The organism is Actinomadura madurae (assembly GCF_900115095.1).
In the GTDB taxonomy this organism is placed as follows: domain Bacteria; phylum Actinomycetota; class Actinomycetes; order Streptosporangiales; family Streptosporangiaceae; genus Spirillospora; species Spirillospora madurae.
Map to the genome: position 1 here is coordinate 52805 of NZ_FOVH01000019.1, position 17145 is coordinate 69949.

Sequence of the window (17145 nt, forward strand, 5' to 3'; positions counted from 1 at the left end):
AGGAGGCGCACCGGATGCCGCACGCAGTGGCCGCCCGCTTTCAGGAGCTGGCGAGGGTCTCGGACGGCCGGATAGGGCTCCTGCCGGCCGTTCCGGACGACGAGATGTCTTCGTGGGCGACACCCGTCCCCGAGGACGTCCGCGCATTCCTCGGAACCGTCGGCGGCCTCACGATCGGCGACCGGCACGTCTTCGACTTCAACCACCCCGACAACCACGTCCCGGTGGCGAACGAGAACTGGCCGCTGGGCGCCGATTCCTCCACCTACTGGCTTCTGCACAGCGACGGTTCCGCGACGACGTACTACGTGGACGTGGAGAACGGTGCTTGGGGCCGGGTCTTCAGTTTCTGGGAGGAACCCTATGCCCGCCTCGTGGCCCCGAGCCTGCTGAGCTGGGCGGACAATCTGGCGTCAGGGCTGGAGGCCGCCCTGCGAACCGATGGCGACCTGGGCCAGGCGTTCAGCGACTGGCTGTTCGGCAACGAGGAATCCCTATCCCGCCATCCTGAGAACACCGTCCAACCCATGCCGGCGGCCACGGCGCGCGTATCCGACGACCCGGAAATCGCAGCCGCCGCAGCCCACCTTCCCGACGACGCCTTCCTGGCGGATCTCCGCAAAGCCGTCTACCCCACGGAGATCCCTTTCGCGTCCGTCGTCCCGTACGGCGAAGAAGTGACGTACGCCCGCTCCGCGAACGGCCGTTTCCTGACCGCCACGATAATCCCCGACCCGTAAAACCCGGAGCGCAGATGATCACCCCCGCCGAGCATTGGGTCTACAAGGACAGCAAGGGAATCACGCTCGAACGGGGGCTCAAGCGCGGGGACCTGTCATGGCAGGGCTTCGAGCGGTTGACCGCCCGATCCGCCATCGGCGCGCTCGGTGAGCTGTCACGCGACCTGGCGCGTCCCCTGGACTTCGGGATCACCCGGCGGGTCGTGGAGGAGGTCGACGGCATCCCCGGCATCGGCGTCCACGTTCCGCGCCGCTGGAACTGGTACCTGACGACCCCGGACACACCCCAGTACGCGCACTCCGCCTATGTCGACCCGGTGGAGGTGAAGGCCGAGACGATCGACGAGGCGAGCATGTTCGAGGTGGCCGCTCGCGCGCTCGACGACCCAGACGACGTATCCACCGGCCAATGGGTCGAATGGGAGGAGATGTACGTCCACGACACCATGGCCCACGTGCCGCAGCAGCACGGCCCGGCGGACCACCTGGTGGTCGACGACTACGACAACCGCAATGCCGACGTCCACATCCCGCTGATACGCGCGGACGACGGCACGACATGGGCGCACCGGGCCCACATGGTCACCTGGCCGCCGCTCTCCATGGACGCGCACAACCACACCGGAACCCGGCGCCCCGACCACGAAGACTTCGATACCTTCATCCAGCTCCGGATCCACGTCAACTGGTCACTCTGGTGGGAAAAAGAAGCCCCAGGCCACGCGATCCTCACCCGCACCCTCGACCGCCTCCACGCCCAAGGCTGGACGTAGGCCCAGAGCAGCCGCAGACCCCCGCGTCGGTCGGCCACAACCCTGGTCGGAGGGCCGGGCGCCTAGAAGACCGAGATGTGGACGTGGTCGTAGTGGTTGGCGGTCACGCCGCCTCGGTTCTCCATCGTGCGCCAGCCGGGGCTGCGCATGTCGTAGATGCGCTGGCGCCAGATGACGTACTTGATGCCGAGGGCGCTGGCGTGGGAGATGGCGTACTCGGCCGCGCGGTCGCCCTGGGTCTTGGCGCTGCCGCCCGCCATGACGCCGCCGGTGGTGACCATGAAGTCGCAGGCGTGGCCGGTGCCGTGGTCCTGGGGGTCGCCGGTCTGCCGGACGCAGCCGATCGTGGGGAAGGGGCCCGCCTCCAGGTCGATGGTGTTCTTGACCTTGAGCATGCGGGGGGTGACGCCGCCCAAGCCGGTGCTCGGCGACTCCGGCTTGTACTTCTTGACCAGGGCCTGGATCTTCGCCTTGCGGCTCTTCAGGTCCTTGATCTCCTTCTTGAGGTCCGTCATCTTCTGCTGGGCCTGCTTGCGGGCCTGGAGCTGGGCGTCGACGAGCTTCTGGATCTGGGCGACCTTCGCGGCCTTGTTCTGGGCGAGGTGGCTGACCAGGGTGGCGTTGCTGAGGAGGTCGGACGGGTTCGCGTCGGCCAGGAACGTGACGGTCGGGTCCTCGCCGTTCGTCATGTACTGGTTCGCGGCGAGCTGCGCGACGAGGCCGCGGGCCTCCTGGAGGTCGCGCTGGAGGTCGTTGGACTTGTCCAGCGCCTTCCTGGCGGCGTACTCGGCGTCCTTCAGCTTGGCGAGGTCGCCGCCGTACTCCTTGTCGAGCTGCTCGATCTGACGGTTCAGCTTGGCGAACTTGCTGCTGTCGCCCGGGTCGAGGGGCAGGGACGCAGGCGCGGCACCGGCCGACGGCGTCGCCGTGCCGAGCAGGGGCAGCGCGGCGGCGACGGCCACGAGAGCCGCAGCGGCGCGTCGTCCGCCCCGGCGGCGATCGGTGGGCCGACGGGTGGAGGCGGGGGTCTCCACGTGTTCTCCTCTCGTCATGGCCAAAGGGTCAATGGACGTTAAAGAACCGTCTTTGCCTCGCCAAGAGTAAACCCCTGGCGTGCGTGGGACGGCGCGAAGCGCGAGATGCCCGGCTCCTTTGCTGGGAGCCGGGCCATCTTACGTGACAGGACTCACAGCTTGCCCTTGTAGACGAGCCGGTTCGCCTGTTGCTTCAGCCTCTTGAGTGTGTGTGTCGAGTTGTCGTTCAGCCACTTCTGCACCTGCGGGAAGGTGGCCTTCTTGTGGGTGGACAGGTAGAGGGCGGCGACGCCGCTGACGTAGGGGGCCGCCATGGACGTGCCGCTGAGGCCCTTGTGGCCGCCGCCGGGCCAGGTGGAGTAGATGCCGTAACCGGGTGCGTTGATGTCGACGCACTTGCCCCAGTTGGAGAACGCGGCGCGGTTGTCGTACTTGGTGGTCGCGCCGACGGTCATGACCCATCCCGCGCCGGACGGCGAGAACTTGCAGGCGTCGGCGTTGTCGTTGCCCGCGGCGACGGACACGAACACGCCGGACTTGGACAGGTTCATCACCGCGGTGTTCAGCGCCGCGGACTTGGGCCCGCCGAGGGACAGGTTCGCGACGGCGGGCTTGGCGGCGTGGGTGCGCAGCCAGTTGACGGCGGCGACCACGTCCGACATCGAGCCCTCGCCCTTGCAGTCCAGGACGCGCAGGGCGCGCAGCTTGACCGACTTGGCGGCGCCGTAGGTCTGGGCGCCGATGATGCCCGCGACGTGGGTGCCGTGGCCGTTGCAGTCCCGTCCGTCGCCGCCGAACCTGCTCGCGGCCCAGGCGACCGAGGCGCGGCCCCCGAAGTCCTTGTGCCCGACGTCCAGGCCCGTGTCGATGACGTAGGCGTTGACGCCGCTTCCGGAGGATTTGTAGTAGTAGCTCTTCGAGAGCTTCGCGGACCGCTGGTCGATGCGGTCGAGCCCCCAGGGGAGCGGCGCGCGCTGGGTCGTGCTGGCCGAGACGACCTGGTCCTGCTCGATCGCGGCGACGCGGCCGTCCCGGCGCAGCTGGGTGAGCTGGTCCTGGTTCAGCCGGGCGGAGAACCCGTTCAGGACGCCGTCGAAGCGCTTGACTCCGGCGGCCCTGACCTTCTTGGCCGCGGCGTCGGGGGACGCCCCGGACTTCAGCGTGACGATGTACTGGCCGGGGACCGGGGTGCCTTCCGCCGCCGTCACCCTCACGAGGGAGGCGGAGTCGTCGGCGAGCACCGGGAAGGTCGCGGCGGCGCCGAGGCAGGTCGCGACCGTGCCGACGAGCAGCAGCCTTCGGTGGACAGCCCGCAAGGCTTCTCCTTCTGCCGGGGGGACCGCGGCGCGGGCCCTCACATGATCGATGGTCTCGATCGAGGGGAACCTTAGCGGAACTGTCCTGAAATTAGATGAAAAATTGGACGGCTCGGCGGATCAGCCGCGGCGCAGGCGGCCCCCGTAGGCGAGGGCCGTCCCCGGCTTGCTCCACGTGTACTGCAGCGTCCCGTCCGGCTGCCGCGTGATCTGGACGATCCCGGACGTGCACGGCTTGCCGATGTCCAGGTTCATCTTCAGCGCGCTCTCCGTGCCCCTGGTCATCCGCAGGGTGCCGTTGCACCTCTCCCGCGGGTACACGGCGCGTCCGGTCGTCCCGCCGGCCTCGAACGTGATCTCCACGGGGAAGGAGGCGTTGCGGTTGGTGTTGACCAGCGTCCCCTTCCACGTCCCCGCGAACGAGGCCGGGATCGTCGTCACCGGGCGGTTGTTGGACGAGTTCGTGCTGTCCGGCGGCGACCCGTCGTCGCTCTTGAGCTGCGGCCACAGCACCAGCGCGATGATGGCGATCCCGACGCTGACCCCGATGACCAGCGACAGCGCCAGGCCGAGGACGTGGTTGCCGGGACGCCGCATCCGCACGAAGGACGACGTCGACGGGGAGCGGTGCCCGCCGCCCTCGCGGCCGTGGCCCAGCCCCGGGATCAGATTCGGGGGCGGCTCGGTCGTGTTGGCGTCGTCCCGCGGGTCGACGGCGTCGAACCTGGCCGTCGAGTCGGCGCCGACCGCGTCGAACGTCGCCGTCCGGTCCGTGCCGCCGGGCTCCGCCCGCGGCTCGGACCCGAGGGCGCCGAACGTCGCCGTCGCCTCGAAGGCGGACGGGTCGAGATCGGCGGTGGACGGCTCGTCGCCGGGCTCGGAGTCGTAGCGCCGGGAGCGCGAGAGCTTCCCGAACAGGGGGAAGGACGGGGACGGCGCCTGCTCCTGAGGCGGCCCTGGAGGCGTGCTCGGGGCCGGGGGAGGGGTGCTCGGGGCAGAGGGGAACGCAGCGGGAGACGGGACGTCAGGGGTGGCGCGCGGGGGCGAGATGACGGCACGCCCCTCTTCCACCATCCCGAACGGCAGGCGGGTCACGAGCGCACCGTTCGCGTCCAGCAGCTTTTCGAGAAGCTCCTTCGCGGTGGGCCGCTCGGCCGGATCCTTGGCGAGGGCGCTCGTCAGCACGTCGCGCAGGGACATCGGGACGCCCGACAGGGCCGCGTCGTCGTACATGATCCGCTGCATCACCTCGGACGGGGAGCCCTCTCCGAACGGCGGCCGGCCGGTGGCGGCGAACAGGAGCGTCGACGCCCAGGCGAACACGTCCGTCGCGGGGCCGATGCCCGTGCCGCTCAGCTGCTCGGGGGACCGGTAGGCCGGGTCCTCGGTGATGTGCCCGCCGAAGGAGACGTTCACGGCCTCCATGGCCTGCACGATGCCGAAGTCGCCCATCTTGGGCCCGCTCCGGCTGAGAAGAACGTTCCCAGGCTTCAGATTGTGATGAACGGCACCCGCCCTGTGGACGGCCGCGAGGGCGATCGCCACGCCGACGGCCACGCGCTCGACGACGACGCCGCCGCGCGGGCCCTCCTCGTCCACGAGCCTCTGGAGGGTCGGGCCACCGACCCACTCGCTCACCACGTAGGGAAGGTCGTCTTCCACGTCGGCGTCGAGAATCGCCGCCGTGTAGAACCCGGACACCTTCCGGGCAGAGGTGAACGCTTCCGCGAAGCGCGCGCGGGCGACGGGCTCGCCGCTCAGCCGCACGTGCAGGACCTTCACGGCGACGGGCACGCCGGACGGGTCCCTGCCGAGGAAGACGGCGCCCTGCTCGCCGACGCCGAGCCGTCCCGCGATCTCGTACGAGCCGAGTCTGCGCGGGTCACCCGGCTGCAGGGGCAGCGCCTCGGGCATCTGACGAACCTCCGTCTCCCCGGGGACGGCGTCCCCGGCCTCCCCGTCCACTCCACTCCCCCATGCCTGGCACCGGGGTCCTTTCTACCGCCTGCCGGTACCGCGGCGGACCCGGTAGCGTCGTCGCGATGCCGCGAACACCGCTTTCCCCCGACGTCCTGAACGAGCAGCGCGCCGCGCTCGGCCTGGCGCCCTACACCGGCGCGGACGAGCCCGGCGACCTGCGCCGCGCGGCCCTGGACACGGTCGTGGCCGGACTCGGGGCGGGAGGCGCCGAGCCGTCCCGGCCGGTCGTCAAGGGAGCGGTGCGGTACCTGCTCGACCGGCTGGCCGAGCTGGCACCCGGACGATCGGTGGAGGTGCGGGTTCCACCTCACGCCGCCGTTCAGTGCATCGACGGCCCGCACCATACCCGGGGTACGCCACCGAATGTGGTGGAGATGGACGCCGCCACATGGATCGCCTTGGCCACCGGCCGGCTGGCCTGGGCGGACGCGGTCGCCGATGGACGGGTCCGGGCGAGCGGCGCGCGCGCGGACCTGACGGAGTACCTTCCCATACCTCTCGACTGAGCAGCACTCCGGGCATAGCGTGCGCCCTACCGGAGGTGGTCCCGTGCTGATCGCTCACTGGACGTTCGACGCCGACACCGTGGACGGCCGCACGGTCGCGGTCGCGGCGGGCGCCGCGCCGGCGGCCGAGCTCGGCGGCACCGCCGGGATCGTCCCCGGGCGGGACGGGGCAGCGCTGTCGCTCGGCGGGGACGACCGCGTGGTGATCCCCGCCGCGCCCCAGCTCGTCCTCAGCCAGGTCTTCGGGTTCAGCGTGGCCTTCTTCGTCCAGGTCACCGAGGAGCCGACCGGCGAATGGCGCAGCCTCCTCTACAAGCCGGTCGCCGAGAACGACGCCCGGGGCCTCGGCCTGTGGCTGTACCCGGACGCGATGAGGCTGCGCGTCCAGCTCTTCACCATCAAGGGCCCGGACTACGTCGACAGCCGCGCCAGGCTGGCCGTGGGCGACTGGGCGCACGTGGCGTTCGTCGTGGACACCGCCGGGATGTACGTCTACATCGACGGCCGGCAGGACGCGGCCCTCCCGCTGGAGCACGCCGTCGTCACACCGGCCGGCCCCATCTACCTGGGCCGCGAATCCACCAAGCCCGGCTTCGGCGGTCTCATGGACGATCTGCGCGTGTACGCCTCCGCCCTCGACGAGGAGGCCGTCCGCGCCCTCGCGGACCCGGCGGGTTAGGGGTTCGCCTGGGCGAACGGGAACTCGCGTTCGACGCAGCCTCGGCGTGACACGTCGTCCGGGTACCGCGCCTCGTCCCCGCACTGGGCGGCCTTGCTGAGCAGCCAGGAGAGCGCCAGGGCACCCATGACGAGAGCGAGGCCCGAACAGACGACCCCTACGAGAGCCGGTCGCCGATCAGGATCGCGCCGCGCCAGGGAGATCCCGCCCAGGATGAGACCGACGACGGCCGGGACCAGACCGGCGAAGCATGCGGCGAGACCGACCAGGCCCACGATTCCGAGGACCTGTGAGGCCCGCGCCAGAGTGCTCTTCTTGGGCGGCGCAGGGGGCGAGTACATCCGGTACCCGGGCAGCGTCATGCAGTTCCTCCACGTGTCCGTCCTCAGAGTCCCCCGCACCGTGTGATGCCCATGGTTCGCAGGGGTAAAGGTCCGTTAAGGAGATGCCACCGATCGGAGCAGGTGAACCGGCCATCTAGACTGGCGAACGTGCCTCTTCGCGACGGACGTCTGAGCCACGACATCGATCCCTCTGACCGCGCTCCGCAGGACGCCTGCGGGGTCTTCGGCGTCTGGGTCCCCGCCGACCAGGCGTCCAGGGCCGAAGTGAGCAAGCTCACCTACTACGGCCTCTACGCGCTCCAGCACCGCGGGCAGGAGTCGGCGGGCATCGCCGTGAGCGACGGCTCCCGCATCGTCGTGTTCAAGGACATGGGCCTCGTCGCCCAGGTCTTCGACGAGTCGGTCCTGAACACCCTGCGCGGCCACATCGCCGTCGGCCACTGCCGCTACTCCACGACGGGCTCGCCAACGTGGGAGAACGCGCAGCCCACGTTCCGGTCGACGGACGCGGGCGGGCTGGCCCTCGTCCACAACGGCAACCTGATCAACACGCCGGAGCTGGCCGCGCGGCTGGAACCCGGCGTGCTGACCGCCACGAGCGACACCGAGGTCCTGACGGCCCTGCTCGCCGAGCAGGGCAAGAGGGGCGCCGGAGGCGCTCCGGACGGCACGGCCGGGCCGCTGGCGGCGGCGCGGGAGATCCTCCCGGCCACCCGCGGCGCGTACTCCCTGGTCTTCATGGACGAGGGGACGCTGTACGCCGCCCGCGACCCCGAGGGCGTCCGGCCGCTCGTCCTCGGCGCCCTGGAGGACCGCGGCTGGGTGGTGGCGTCCGAGACGGCCGGCCTCGACATCGTCGGCGCCCGGTTCGTCCGGGAGATCGAGCCGGGCGAGCTGGTCGCGATCGACGGCGCCGGCGTGCGGTCCGAGCGGTTCGCCGAGGCGCGGCCGAAGGGCTGCCTGTTCGAGTACGTCTACCTCGCGCGGCCCGACACCACGATCGCCGGGCGCAGCGTCCAGGCGACCCGCGTCGAGGTCGGGCGGCGGCTGGCCCGGGAGCACCCGGTCGAGGCCGACATGGTCATCCCGACGCCCGAGTCGGGCACCCCGGCCGCGATCGGCTACGCCGAGGCGTCCGGCATCCCCTACGGCCAGGGGCTGGTGAAGAACTCCTACGTCGGCCGGACGTTCATCCAGCCGTCCCAGACGATCCGCCAGCTCGGCATCCGGCTGAAGCTGAACCCGCTGCGCGAGGCGATCGAGGGCAAGCGGCTGGTCGTGGTGGACGACTCGATCGTGCGCGGCAACACCCAGCGCGCGATCGTGGCGATGCTGCGGGACGCGGGCGCCGCCGAGGTGCACGTGCGCATCTCCAGCCCGCCCGTCTCCTGGCCGTGCTTCTACGGCATCGACTTCGCGACCCGCGCCGAGCTGATCGCCGGGCACCTGTCGGTCGAGGAGATCCGCGACTCCATCGGCGCCGACACCCTCGGCTACATCTCGCTGGACGAGCTGATCTCCGCGTCGCACATCGCCAAGGACCGCCTGTGCCGGGCGTGCTTCGACGGCGTGTACCCCATCGCGGTGGACGAGGACGCCCGCGGCAAGCATCTGCTGGAGGTCACCCGATGACGGAACGCCGGACGGCCTCCTACGAGGCCGCGGGCGTCGACATCGCGGCGGGCGAGCGCGCCGTCGAGCTGATGAAGTCCCGGGTGGCGCGCGCGCGGCGCCCGGAGGTCGTCGACGACGCCAGCGGGTTCGCGGGCCTGTTCGACGCGTCGGCGTTCCTGCGCTACAAGCGGCCCCTGCTCGCGACGTCCACGGACGGTGTCGGCACCAAGGTCGACCTGGCCCGGCGCCTCGGCGTCTACGACACGATCGGGCACGACCTGGTCGGCATGGTCATCGACGATCTGGCCGTGTGCGGCGCGGAACCGCTGTTCATGACCGACTACATCGCCTGCGGGAAGGTCGTCCCGGAACGCATCGCCGACATCGTCGGCGGCGTCGCGGACGCCTGCGCCCTGGCCGGCTGCGCTCTCGTCGGCGGGGAGACCGCCGAGCACCCCGGCCTGCTGGAGCCGGACGAGTTCGACCTGGCGGGCGCCGGGACGGGCGTCGTCGAGGCCGACGAGGTCCTCGGACCGGAGCGGGTCCGGGCGGGCGACGCGGTCATCGCCATGGCGTCGTCCGGGGTCCACTCGAACGGGTACTCGCTCGTCCGGCACATCCTGGCGACGACGGATCTGACCCTGGAGTCCCGGCCGGCCGAGCTCGACCGGCCGCTGGGTGAGGTACTTCTCACACCGACGCGCATCTACGCCAAGGACTGCCTGGCCCTCTCCCGAGAGGGCGGCGTGCGCGCGTTCGCGCACATCACCGGCGGCGGGCTGGCGGCGAACCTGGCGCGCTCGCTGCCGCCGACCGCGGACGCCGTCCTGGACCGGTCCTCCTGGGAGGTCCCGGCGATCTTCCGCGTGCTGCAGGCGCGCGGGGACGTGCCTCAAGCCGAGATGGACAAGACGTTCAACCTCGGCGTCGGGATGGCCGCGATCGTCGCACCGGACGCCGCCGGCGCCGCGCTGCGGCTGCTGGCCTCGCGCGGCGTGCCGTCGTGGCGGCTCGGCGAGATCACCGAAGGCACCGGGACGGCCCGCCTCGCCTGACGAGGCGCTCGCCTGACGAGGTGCTCGCACACGGAGTGCTCGCCTGACGGGCTGCCCGTATGACGGGCTGAGCGGCCCGCTGAACGCCTCACGGCCCTCAGAGGTCACACGGGGACCGGGAGCCCCCGAAGTCGCGCGAGAGGCCCGCTCGGCGGCCGGTGCGGAGCACGTCCGGCGCGGAGGGCATCCGGTATCCGGAGGTCACGACAAACGCCACCGCCCAGCGTGCGGGCGGTGGCGCACTGTCGGCCGGTCAACCGGAGGTGCCGTCCTTGCGGGTCTCCGTGCCGTAGTCATCGGCGTAGTCGGCGTACTTCTCGGCGAGCTCGTCATAGGAGTCGTCGCCGGAGTCGCTGACTCCCAGTTCGTCCTTCAGGCGGTCGAGGTCCGTGTTGCCGGTGTTGTACTTGAGCTGCCGGGCAACCTTTACCTGCTTGGCCTTGGCTCGGCCGCGACCCATTGGCTCGACCCCCTCGATGGTCAGGGCTTTCGTGGGCCCATCAACGCGCGCGTGTACCACACGAACCGGTGCCTGATGAGCCATGCGTCAGTCACGGGTACAACCGTACCCGTTTTGCGCCTGGCTCGGTACATCGACGGTACGTGGCGGCGCCCCTGTAGCTGATAACAACAGTGTATCCGGTGGTCACGAGTACCTGCCAAGGCCACCGCGGGACGGTCGTACACCGGCCCGCGGCGGCCCTCGCAACGGTTTTGCAACGGTCTAAACAGGTCTAGGAAGCGCATCCGTTCAGACCGGCATCGGTCGGACAATCAGCAGAGAATGCCGCGAAGTCTCCCGATTTCGGACATCCGGCGCTCGGCGAGCCGGTCCGCGGCCACCGCCGGCGGGACGCCCTCGTCGGCGGCCAGCGCGAAGATCTTCCGGGTGGTGTCGTAGATCCCGGCCGCGCGGGCCTTGGCCCGCTCGAAGTTGAAGCCCTCGATCTCGTCCGCGACCTGGATGACGCCGCCCGAGTTCACCACGTAGTCGGGCGCGTACAGGACGTCGCGGTCGGCGAGGCGCTTCTCGATGCCGGTGTGGGCCAGCTGGTTGTTCGCGGCCCCGCAGACCACCTTGGCGCCCAGTACCGGCACCGTGTCGTCGTTCAGGGACCCGCCGAGCGCGCAGGGCGCGTACACGTCGAGGTTCAGGCGGACCATGGCGTCGGCGTCCGCGACGACCTCCACCTCCGGGTGCAGGGACCGGACGCGGTCGACGGCGGCCTCGTTCACGTCGCAGATGACGACGTCCGCGCCGTCCTCGCGCAGGTGCTCCACCAGGCGGTGGCCGACCTTCCCGACACCCTCGACGCCGACGCGCTTCCCGCGAAGGGTGGGGGAGCCCCAGGCCGTCTCCGCCGCCGCCCGCATTCCCTGGAACACGCCGAACGCGGTGAGGATGGACGAGTCGCCCGCACCGCCGTGCGCGACCGTCCGCCCGGTGACGAAGCGGCACTCGCGCGCCACGATGTCCATGTCCTCGCTGAACGTGCCGACATCGCACGCGGTGTAGTACCGGCCGTTCAGGGACTGGACGAACCGTCCGTACGCGCGCAGCTTCGCCTCGGTCTTGTCGACCTGCGGGTCGCCGATGATGACGGCCTTGCCGCCGCCGAGGTCGAGCCCGGCCAGGGCGTTCTTGTACGCCATGCCGCGGGACAGGTTCAGCACGTCGGCGAGCGCGTCCTCCTCGGAGCCGTACGGGTAGAAGCGGGTGCCTCCCAGGGACGGGCCGAGCGCGGTGGAGTAGATCGCGATGATGGCGCGCAGGCCGCTGGCCTCGTCCTGGCAGAAGACGACCTGCTCGTGTCGGGGTTCGGTGCCCTTGTGGGGCGCCCCGAAGACATTAGGCACGGTAGTGCCCTCCTCTCTGTCTCTAAGATCAGCCTAGGGCGCGTGATGGCGTCACGCCCGGCCGAATCTCGTGTAACGATGCGGTCGTGCTTCCGTACGCCGCGTACCTACGGGTTTATGAACCGGTGACCGCCTTCCCGGAGCCCGCGCGGACCCTGTGGACGGTCTACGCCGAGTCCAGGCGCCGTCCGAGGCGGATCCACGCGCTCGGGGTGGAGCACCGCGAGGCCGCGCTCAGGCTGACGGCCTCGCCGCCGGAGGTCGTCCCGGAGCGGGAGAGCAGGGACGCCTACGTGCGGCGGCTGGACGACATGATCTACGTGTGCCCGTGGGAGACCCGGCTGCGCTCCTGGCTGGCCTTCGAGCGGTTCAGGGACGAGCACGCGGCGGGCGTCGCGGCGGCGTTCGTGCCGCCGCCGCTGTCGGAGCGGGTGATGGGCGACTTCGAGCAGTGGAAGCGCTCGGGCCGGGCCCTGCGCCCGCACATCCTGACGAGCACCTGGCATGTCCCGCTGGACTGGTTCGTCCCTTTCGCGCGCGGCGAGCGCTGCCTGATGCTCGGCACGCCGGGCACCGGGTACCGCCGGCAGGACGAGACGTCCGAGGAGCACCCGGGGCACGGCCCGGCGACGGCCGCGCCCACGCGCACGCTCATCTACGTCACCTCGATGGGCGAGGCGCGCCGCCGGGTGGCCGCCGCGCTCCCGGTGGTGCGGGAGAACCTCGGCGACGGGACGGGAGAGGTCTACCTCCTGTCGGCCGGCCGCCTGGAGACGCTCGGCCGGTGGCTCGGCGAGTTCCACCCGCGCGCGCTCGTGGAGCTCGACTACGGCGGGCTCGTCCATCTGCTGGACGACGAGACCCTCCGCACGGACGAGTCGGTCGCCGAGATGACGGTCGCCCTCACCGGGATGGAGCGGGGAGAGGCCGAGCTGACCGTCGCGATGTACAAGCGGCTCCTCGCCCGCTGGCGGCCCGTCCGTTCGCTGGAGTCGGCGAACTAAAACAAATTTCCCGAATCCGCGCGCGATACGACTATACGTGTCGCTAGAATCACGCAGCGTGACCCAGGGACCACCAGACGGCCGCGGCACCCCGCATCCGCGGGGATGTTTGCACGCAACTACCGCCGAGAACTTGCTTGTTGCGCTGAGTGGTGGCAAGGTTACACGTTGTGATGTCATAGTGGCTCTTTCGGGCCATAGGGGACATCAGTGACCGCGCGAGGAACAACCGCAGGATCGCTGTCATCGGTCCACGGAGGAGAGGCCGCAAACATGTCAGCACGTACGCCAGAGGCCGAGCCCCTGCTGACGCCGGCGGAGGTGGCGACGATGTTCCGCGTCGACCCCAAGACCGTCACGCGCTGGGCGAAGGCGGGGAAGCTCACGTCCATCCGGACGCTGGGGGGGCACCGCCGCTACCGCGAGGCGGAGGTGCGGGCGCTGCTCGCGGGAATCCCGCAGCAGCGCTCGGAGTAACCAGCACCGATCGCGTCGTCCTGGACGTCGGACGCCCGGGGGTGCCCGGCATCCAGGACGGCGCGGCGATCGCCGGGATCATCGCGGACGCCGGGTGAGCTGGGCGAAATTTCGGACAATTCAGACTCGTGCGTCCACAAGCGGACACTAGGCCCAGAGGGCTCCGCTGCCGCGCGCGTCTCAGGAGGAGCCCATCTCCTCCTGGGCCAGGCGGTCGAACAGGGCGCCCGTGCCGGGGTCGTGCCGCCCGGCGACCTGCATGATGACCACGAGCTGGTCGACGAGCAGCCGCTCCAGGTCGGGGCGGGGCACGTCGCGGTTCTCCAGCCAGTCCAGCCCGGCGGTCTCCACGGTCGCCATCCAGCAGCGCAGCGTGATGCGCAGGACGGGCGGCGGGACGTCGACGTCCAGGGAGTGCAGGATGCGGTCGAGAAGGAGCTGGCGGATGCCGTCGACGATCTCGCCCGCCTCGCCCGACCGGTCGGCCGGGCCGCCGCGCAGCAGCGCGGTGTAACCGGCCGCGTGGCTCTCCACGAAGTCGAAGTACCGCTTCAGGGAGATCCGCAGCCGCTCCAGCGGCTTGCCCTCGGTGGGCGGCTCCAGCAGCACCGACAGCTTCTTCGCGGCGCTGCCGAGGGCCGCGATGTACAGCTCGTACTTGCCGCCGAAGTAGTGGTAGACCAGCGCGCGCGAGGCGCCCGCCTTGGCCGCGACGTCGTCGATCGAGATGTCCTCGGGTGAGCGCGTGCTGAACAGCTGCAGCGCCGCCTCGATCAGCTCGTCCCGACGCTCGTCCACGCTGAGCCGGCGACGGCCCCGTCCACCGCCCGTCCGGCCCCGCACCTTCTCACCCGGCACCTTCTCACCGGCCACCGCACGATCTCCCACCTGGGCAGCGTATCCGAGCCGGACCCGCGCGAGCCCCGCCGGGCGGCGGCGGAACAGGCTCTTCACCGGGTCGTGATCCTCCCCGGACGCCGTTGTGATCCGGGACACCACAGGCCCGAACCCCCATTGCCGTATGCCCGTTACTCACTGTTGCGACGATTTGGGGGGAAGGCGCGGCATCATGGCATCTCCTCCCGAGCGGAGGGCGGCGCGCCGAACCCCTCACCGGTGCGCCGTCGCGGCAGGTCCTGCAGGTCCCCCTGGACGGAGTGCCATGTCAGCTGATGAAGCGAATCCCCCGCACCACAGGAAGGGAGAGGGCGCGGTGCCCCGGCCGCGCAGCGAACCCTCTCCCGCCCCGCGCGACGAGGGGAGGGCGGTGCCCGCGCCGAAACCGACGATCCGCAACGTCGCCGAGCGCGCCGGAGTGTCGAAGTCGCTCGTCTCCCTGGTGATGCGGGGGTCACCGCACGTGAGCGAGCGGCGCCGGCAGGCCGTGCTGCAGGCCGCCCGGGAGCTCGGCTACCGGCCGAACGCCGTGGCGCGGAGCCTGGTCGAGGGGCGCACCCGGCTGATCGGCGCGATCGTCGCCGACCTGCACAACCCGTTCTTCGCCGAGTTCCTCGACGGGCTGCAGGAGACCCTGCACGGCGAGGGCCTGCGGATGCTCGTCGGCAGCGGCCGCTGGGATCCGATGTTCGAGGCCGAGGCGGTCGAGGCGTTCCTGGAGATGCGGGTGGACGGGCTGGTCCTGCTCAGCGTCGTCCCCGAGTCGCTCAAGGAGGCCGCGGCCAGCGTCCCCGTGGTGGTCGTCGGGGAACGCGACGTCGTCGGCGTCGACATCGTCGTGGACGACGACGAGCTCGGCGCGAGCCTGGCCGTCGACCACCTCGTCGAGCTCGGCCACCGCCGCATCGCGCACATCGAGGGCGCCCGCTCCACCACCGCCCGCTACCGCCGCGCCGGCTACGAGAAGGCGATGCGCCGGCACGGGCTGGGCGAGGAGATCGTCGCCGAGCCCGGCGACTTCACCGAGGACGGGGGCTACCGGGCCGCGGGCGCGCTGCTGCGCCGCGACCCCCGCCCGACCGCGATCTTCGCCCCGAACGACCTGGTCGCCACCGGAGCGCTGTCGGCCGCCGACGAGCTCGGCATGCGCGTTCCCGAGGACCTGTCGATCGTCGGGTACGACAACACCCATCTCGCCGCGATCCGGCACATCTCCCTCACGAGCGTGGACCAGCCGCGCCGCGACATGGGACGCGTGGCCGCCGAGCTGCTCACCGCGCGCATCGGCGACCCGTCCCGGCCCGCCCGGCAGAACCTGGTGGTCCCGCACCTGGTGGTCCGCTCGACGACGGGGCCCGCTCCCACCGCCCCGTGAACCGCCCGCGCGCCGCAGGACGTCCCCCCGCCTCATCTCGCTTCCCGCAGCACCCCACCCGCCCCGGTCCATGAACGTGGGTCCATGAACAGCGTGGGTCCATGACCGCGTGCCCGCCGCCGGTATGGCTTGGGTACGCGCCGGGTAAGGGGGCGGCCAAACCTGCCGTATTCACCGGCCCGCGCCCCGCCGGCGGGGGGTTAATGGGACTCATCGCCGGCGGGCGGTCCCGGGCGGCCTCGGCGCAGGCCGCCCGGACGGGACCCCGCCGGACGGACCAGAGAGTCGTGTCCACCCAGGGGGTTCAGCTCGTGCGTGATCCGGAACTGGTGTCGTGCGCGCAGCGCGCGGCGAGCGAATTGGAACGCGCGTGGTCGGAGTGGCGGCACGCGCGCGGCCTGGCCGAGCAGGTGTCGGAGTCGGTCGCCAGCTACGTGGCCCATTCCATCGACCACCCGTGGGGCCGTCCCCGGGTCGTCCTCGGCCTGGACGCGGACGAGGCCCGCGCCCTCGCCGCGCTGCTCGGCAAGGAGGACCCGCTCCGCTGAACGGGACGGGTTTCGCGGAGTTCGTTTGACGTTCCTCCGGCGGCGTGCAGACTGTCAGGGTCGGTAACGAAGACGTCACGGAGGAAGCGGCCTGTGCGAATCCATCGAGGCGGCCCGGCGGCCGCCGGTATCGCGCTGTGCCTGGGCGCGCTCACCGCGTGCGGCGGCTCCTCCGGGGCGGCCGGCGGGGCCGGCCAGGCGGCGCCGCCGACCGCCGGCGCGGCGCCCGGGGGCGGCGGGTCGCCCGCGCGGGAGGGCGGCGAGGCGCCGTCACTGGACGGCAAGGTGATCGTCATCGACCCCGGCCACAACGGCGGGAACGCCTCGCACCCGGCCGAGATCCGCAAGAAGGTCAAGATCGGCAACGGCAGCAAGGAGTGCGACACGGCCGGTACCGCCACCAAGGGCGGCTACGCCGAGCACGCCTTCACCTGGGACGTCTCCAACCGGCTCGCCAAGATCCTGCGCGCCCGCGGCGCCAAGGTCGCGCTGACCCGCAAGGACGACAAGGGCGTCGGCCCGTGCATCACCGAGCGCGCCGCGCTCGGCAACAGGATGAAGGCCGACGCCGCGGTGTCGGTCCACGCCGACGGCGCGTCCCCGTCCGGGCACGGCTTCCACATCATCGAGCCGATCTCCATCGGCCGCAACGCCGAGATGGTGTCGAGGTCCGCCAAGCTCGGCAAGGCGCTGCGGGACGCCTATCACGACGGCACCGGCATCGCCTACTCCAACTACCTCGGCGAGAAGGCCATCGATCGCCGCGACGACCTCGGCGGCCTCAACATGTCGACGGTCCCGAAGGTCTTCATCGAGTGCGGCAACATGCAGAACAAGGACGACGCCGCCAAGCTCTCCAGCGCCTCGTTCCGGCAGCGGATCGCCGAATCCTTGGCCAAGGGCTTCCAGGAGTACCTGACCCAGGGCTAGCCGCCTCGGGGAGGAT

At 71.1% G+C, this 17145-nt stretch carries 18 protein-coding genes; 11 read left to right on the plus strand and 7 right to left on the minus strand.

The window, feature by feature from the left end; all coding sequences use genetic code 11:
• Window positions 1-14: 14 nt before the first annotated feature.
• Window positions 15-740 (plus strand): SMI1/KNR4 family protein, encoded by a 726-nt coding sequence (locus BM339_RS38315; RefSeq protein ID WP_143118766.1) that lies wholly within the window; start codon window positions 15-17, stop codon window positions 738-740.
• Window positions 741-754: 14 nt separating this feature from the next.
• Window positions 755-1513 (plus strand): hypothetical protein, encoded by a 759-nt coding sequence (locus tag BM339_RS38320; RefSeq protein WP_075024064.1) that lies wholly within the window; start codon window positions 755-757, stop codon window positions 1511-1513.
• A gap of 62 nt (window positions 1514-1575) precedes the next feature.
• Here the strand turns inward: BM339_RS38320 and BM339_RS38325 are convergent, their stop codons facing one another.
• From BM339_RS38325 to BM339_RS38335, 3 genes are all read right to left on the minus strand, one after another.
• Window positions 1576-2565 carry a coiled-coil domain-containing protein gene (locus BM339_RS38325; RefSeq protein ID WP_235206294.1) on the minus strand — a complete coding sequence of 330 codons (990 nt, stop codon included), beginning with the start codon at window positions 2563-2565 and terminating at the stop codon, window positions 1576-1578.
• Between the two features lie 134 nt (window positions 2566-2699).
• Window positions 2700-3863, minus strand: coding sequence for a S8 family peptidase (locus BM339_RS38330; RefSeq protein ID WP_075024065.1), 1164 nt, complete (start codon window positions 3861-3863; stop codon window positions 2700-2702).
• Window positions 3864-3983: 120 nt separating this feature from the next.
• A complete protein-coding gene (locus BM339_RS38335; protein WP_024934220.1) occupies window positions 3984-5777 on the minus strand; it encodes a serine/threonine protein kinase in 1794 nt (597 codons plus the stop codon).
• A 128-nt stretch (window positions 5778-5905) separates the two neighbouring features.
• On the opposite strand from BM339_RS38335, the gene BM339_RS38340 reads away from it, so the two are divergent.
• Both BM339_RS38340 and BM339_RS38345 read left to right on the plus strand, forming a co-directional pair.
• Window positions 5906-6349 carry a sterol carrier family protein gene (locus tag BM339_RS38340; RefSeq protein WP_021596061.1) on the plus strand — a complete coding sequence of 148 codons (444 nt, stop codon included), beginning with the start codon at window positions 5906-5908 and terminating at the stop codon, window positions 6347-6349.
• A 43-nt stretch (window positions 6350-6392) separates the two neighbouring features.
• Window positions 6393-7028, plus strand: coding sequence for a LamG domain-containing protein (locus tag BM339_RS38345; RefSeq protein ID WP_075024066.1), 636 nt, complete (start codon window positions 6393-6395; stop codon window positions 7026-7028).
• On the opposite strand, the gene BM339_RS38350 is transcribed toward BM339_RS38345, so the two are convergent.
• A complete protein-coding gene (locus tag BM339_RS38350; RefSeq protein WP_075024067.1) occupies window positions 7025-7390 on the minus strand; it encodes a hypothetical protein in 366 nt (121 codons plus the stop codon). The two genes, BM339_RS38345 and BM339_RS38350, sit on opposite strands and share 4 nt — an antisense overlap.
• A gap of 129 nt (window positions 7391-7519) precedes the next feature.
• Here BM339_RS38350 and purF point away from each other — a divergent pair, with 129 nt between their 5' ends.
• Together purF and purM are read left to right on the plus strand one after the other, a co-directional pair.
• Complete coding sequence (purF, locus tag BM339_RS38355; RefSeq protein WP_021596065.1) at window positions 7520-9004, plus strand: amidophosphoribosyltransferase; 1485 nt, start codon at window positions 7520-7522, stop codon at window positions 9002-9004.
• Window positions 9001-10041 carry a phosphoribosylformylglycinamidine cyclo-ligase gene (gene purM / locus BM339_RS38360; RefSeq protein ID WP_075024068.1) on the plus strand — a complete coding sequence of 347 codons (1041 nt, stop codon included), beginning with the start codon at window positions 9001-9003 and terminating at the stop codon, window positions 10039-10041. The genes purF and purM overlap by 4 nt, the downstream gene beginning before the upstream one ends.
• Before the next feature lie 253 nt (window positions 10042-10294).
• Here purM and BM339_RS38365 read toward each other — a convergent pair whose 3' ends face one another.
• Both BM339_RS38365 and BM339_RS38370 read right to left on the minus strand, forming a co-directional pair.
• Complete coding sequence (locus BM339_RS38365; protein WP_021596067.1) at window positions 10295-10501, minus strand: DUF3073 domain-containing protein; 207 nt, start codon at window positions 10499-10501, stop codon at window positions 10295-10297.
• Between the two features lie 314 nt (window positions 10502-10815).
• Window positions 10816-11898, minus strand: coding sequence for a Leu/Phe/Val dehydrogenase (locus BM339_RS38370; protein WP_021596068.1), 1083 nt, complete (start codon window positions 11896-11898; stop codon window positions 10816-10818).
• Window positions 11899-11984: 86 nt separating this feature from the next.
• Here BM339_RS38370 and BM339_RS38375 point away from each other — a divergent pair, with 86 nt between their 5' ends.
• Together BM339_RS38375 and bldC are read left to right on the plus strand one after the other, a co-directional pair.
• Entirely contained in the window at window positions 11985-12902 is a 918-nt protein-coding gene (locus BM339_RS38375) for a DUF8083 family protein (RefSeq protein WP_024934222.1), read from the plus strand.
• Between the two features lie 273 nt (window positions 12903-13175).
• Complete coding sequence (gene bldC / locus BM339_RS38380) at window positions 13176-13379, plus strand: developmental transcriptional regulator BldC (protein WP_012850682.1); 204 nt, start codon at window positions 13176-13178, stop codon at window positions 13377-13379.
• Between the two features lie 180 nt (window positions 13380-13559).
• Here bldC and BM339_RS38385 read toward each other — a convergent pair whose 3' ends face one another.
• Window positions 13560-14333, minus strand: a complete 774-nt coding sequence (locus BM339_RS38385) for a TetR/AcrR family transcriptional regulator (protein ID WP_244938507.1) — start codon at window positions 14331-14333, stop codon at window positions 13560-13562.
• A gap of 313 nt (window positions 14334-14646) precedes the next feature.
• Here BM339_RS38385 and BM339_RS38390 point away from each other — a divergent pair, with 313 nt between their 5' ends.
• The 3 genes from BM339_RS38390 (at window position 14647) to BM339_RS38400 (ending at window position 17129) form a co-directional block, all read left to right on the plus strand.
• A complete protein-coding gene (locus BM339_RS38390) occupies window positions 14647-15651 on the plus strand; it encodes a LacI family DNA-binding transcriptional regulator (protein ID WP_021596072.1) in 1005 nt (334 codons plus the stop codon).
• A gap of 311 nt (window positions 15652-15962) precedes the next feature.
• Window positions 15963-16199 carry a hypothetical protein gene (locus BM339_RS38395; RefSeq protein WP_024934223.1) on the plus strand — a complete coding sequence of 79 codons (237 nt, stop codon included), beginning with the start codon at window positions 15963-15965 and terminating at the stop codon, window positions 16197-16199.
• Between the two features lie 93 nt (window positions 16200-16292).
• A complete protein-coding gene (locus BM339_RS38400; RefSeq protein WP_024934224.1) occupies window positions 16293-17129 on the plus strand; it encodes an N-acetylmuramoyl-L-alanine amidase in 837 nt (278 codons plus the stop codon).
• Window positions 17130-17145: the final 16 nt, after the last annotated feature.

Excerpts from the sequence above, each read along its gene's own strand:
- BM339_RS38315 (WP_143118766.1), top strand. The coding sequence starts at position 15 with ATGCCGCACGCAGTGGCCGCCCGCTTTCAGGAGCTGGCGAGGGTCTCG.
- BM339_RS38320 (WP_075024064.1), top strand. The coding sequence starts at position 755 with ATGATCACCCCCGCCGAGCATTGGGTCTACAAGGACAGCAAGGGAATC.
- BM339_RS38325 (WP_235206294.1), bottom strand. The coding sequence starts at position 2,565 with ATGACGAGAGGAGAACACGTGGAGACCCCCGCCTCCACCCGTCGGCCC.
- BM339_RS38335 (WP_024934220.1), bottom strand. The coding sequence starts at position 5,777 with ATGCCCGAGGCGCTGCCCCTGCAGCCGGGTGACCCGCGCAGACTCGGC.
- BM339_RS38340 (WP_021596061.1), top strand. The coding sequence starts at position 5,906 with ATGCCGCGAACACCGCTTTCCCCCGACGTCCTGAACGAGCAGCGCGCC.
- BM339_RS38350 (WP_075024067.1), bottom strand. The coding sequence starts at position 7,390 with ATGACGCTGCCCGGGTACCGGATGTACTCGCCCCCTGCGCCGCCCAAG.
- purM (WP_075024068.1), top strand. The coding sequence starts at position 9,001 with ATGACGGAACGCCGGACGGCCTCCTACGAGGCCGCGGGCGTCGACATC.
- BM339_RS38365 (WP_021596067.1), bottom strand. The coding sequence starts at position 10,501 with ATGGGTCGCGGCCGAGCCAAGGCCAAGCAGGTAAAGGTTGCCCGGCAG.
- bldC (WP_012850682.1), top strand. The coding sequence starts at position 13,176 with ATGTCAGCACGTACGCCAGAGGCCGAGCCCCTGCTGACGCCGGCGGAG.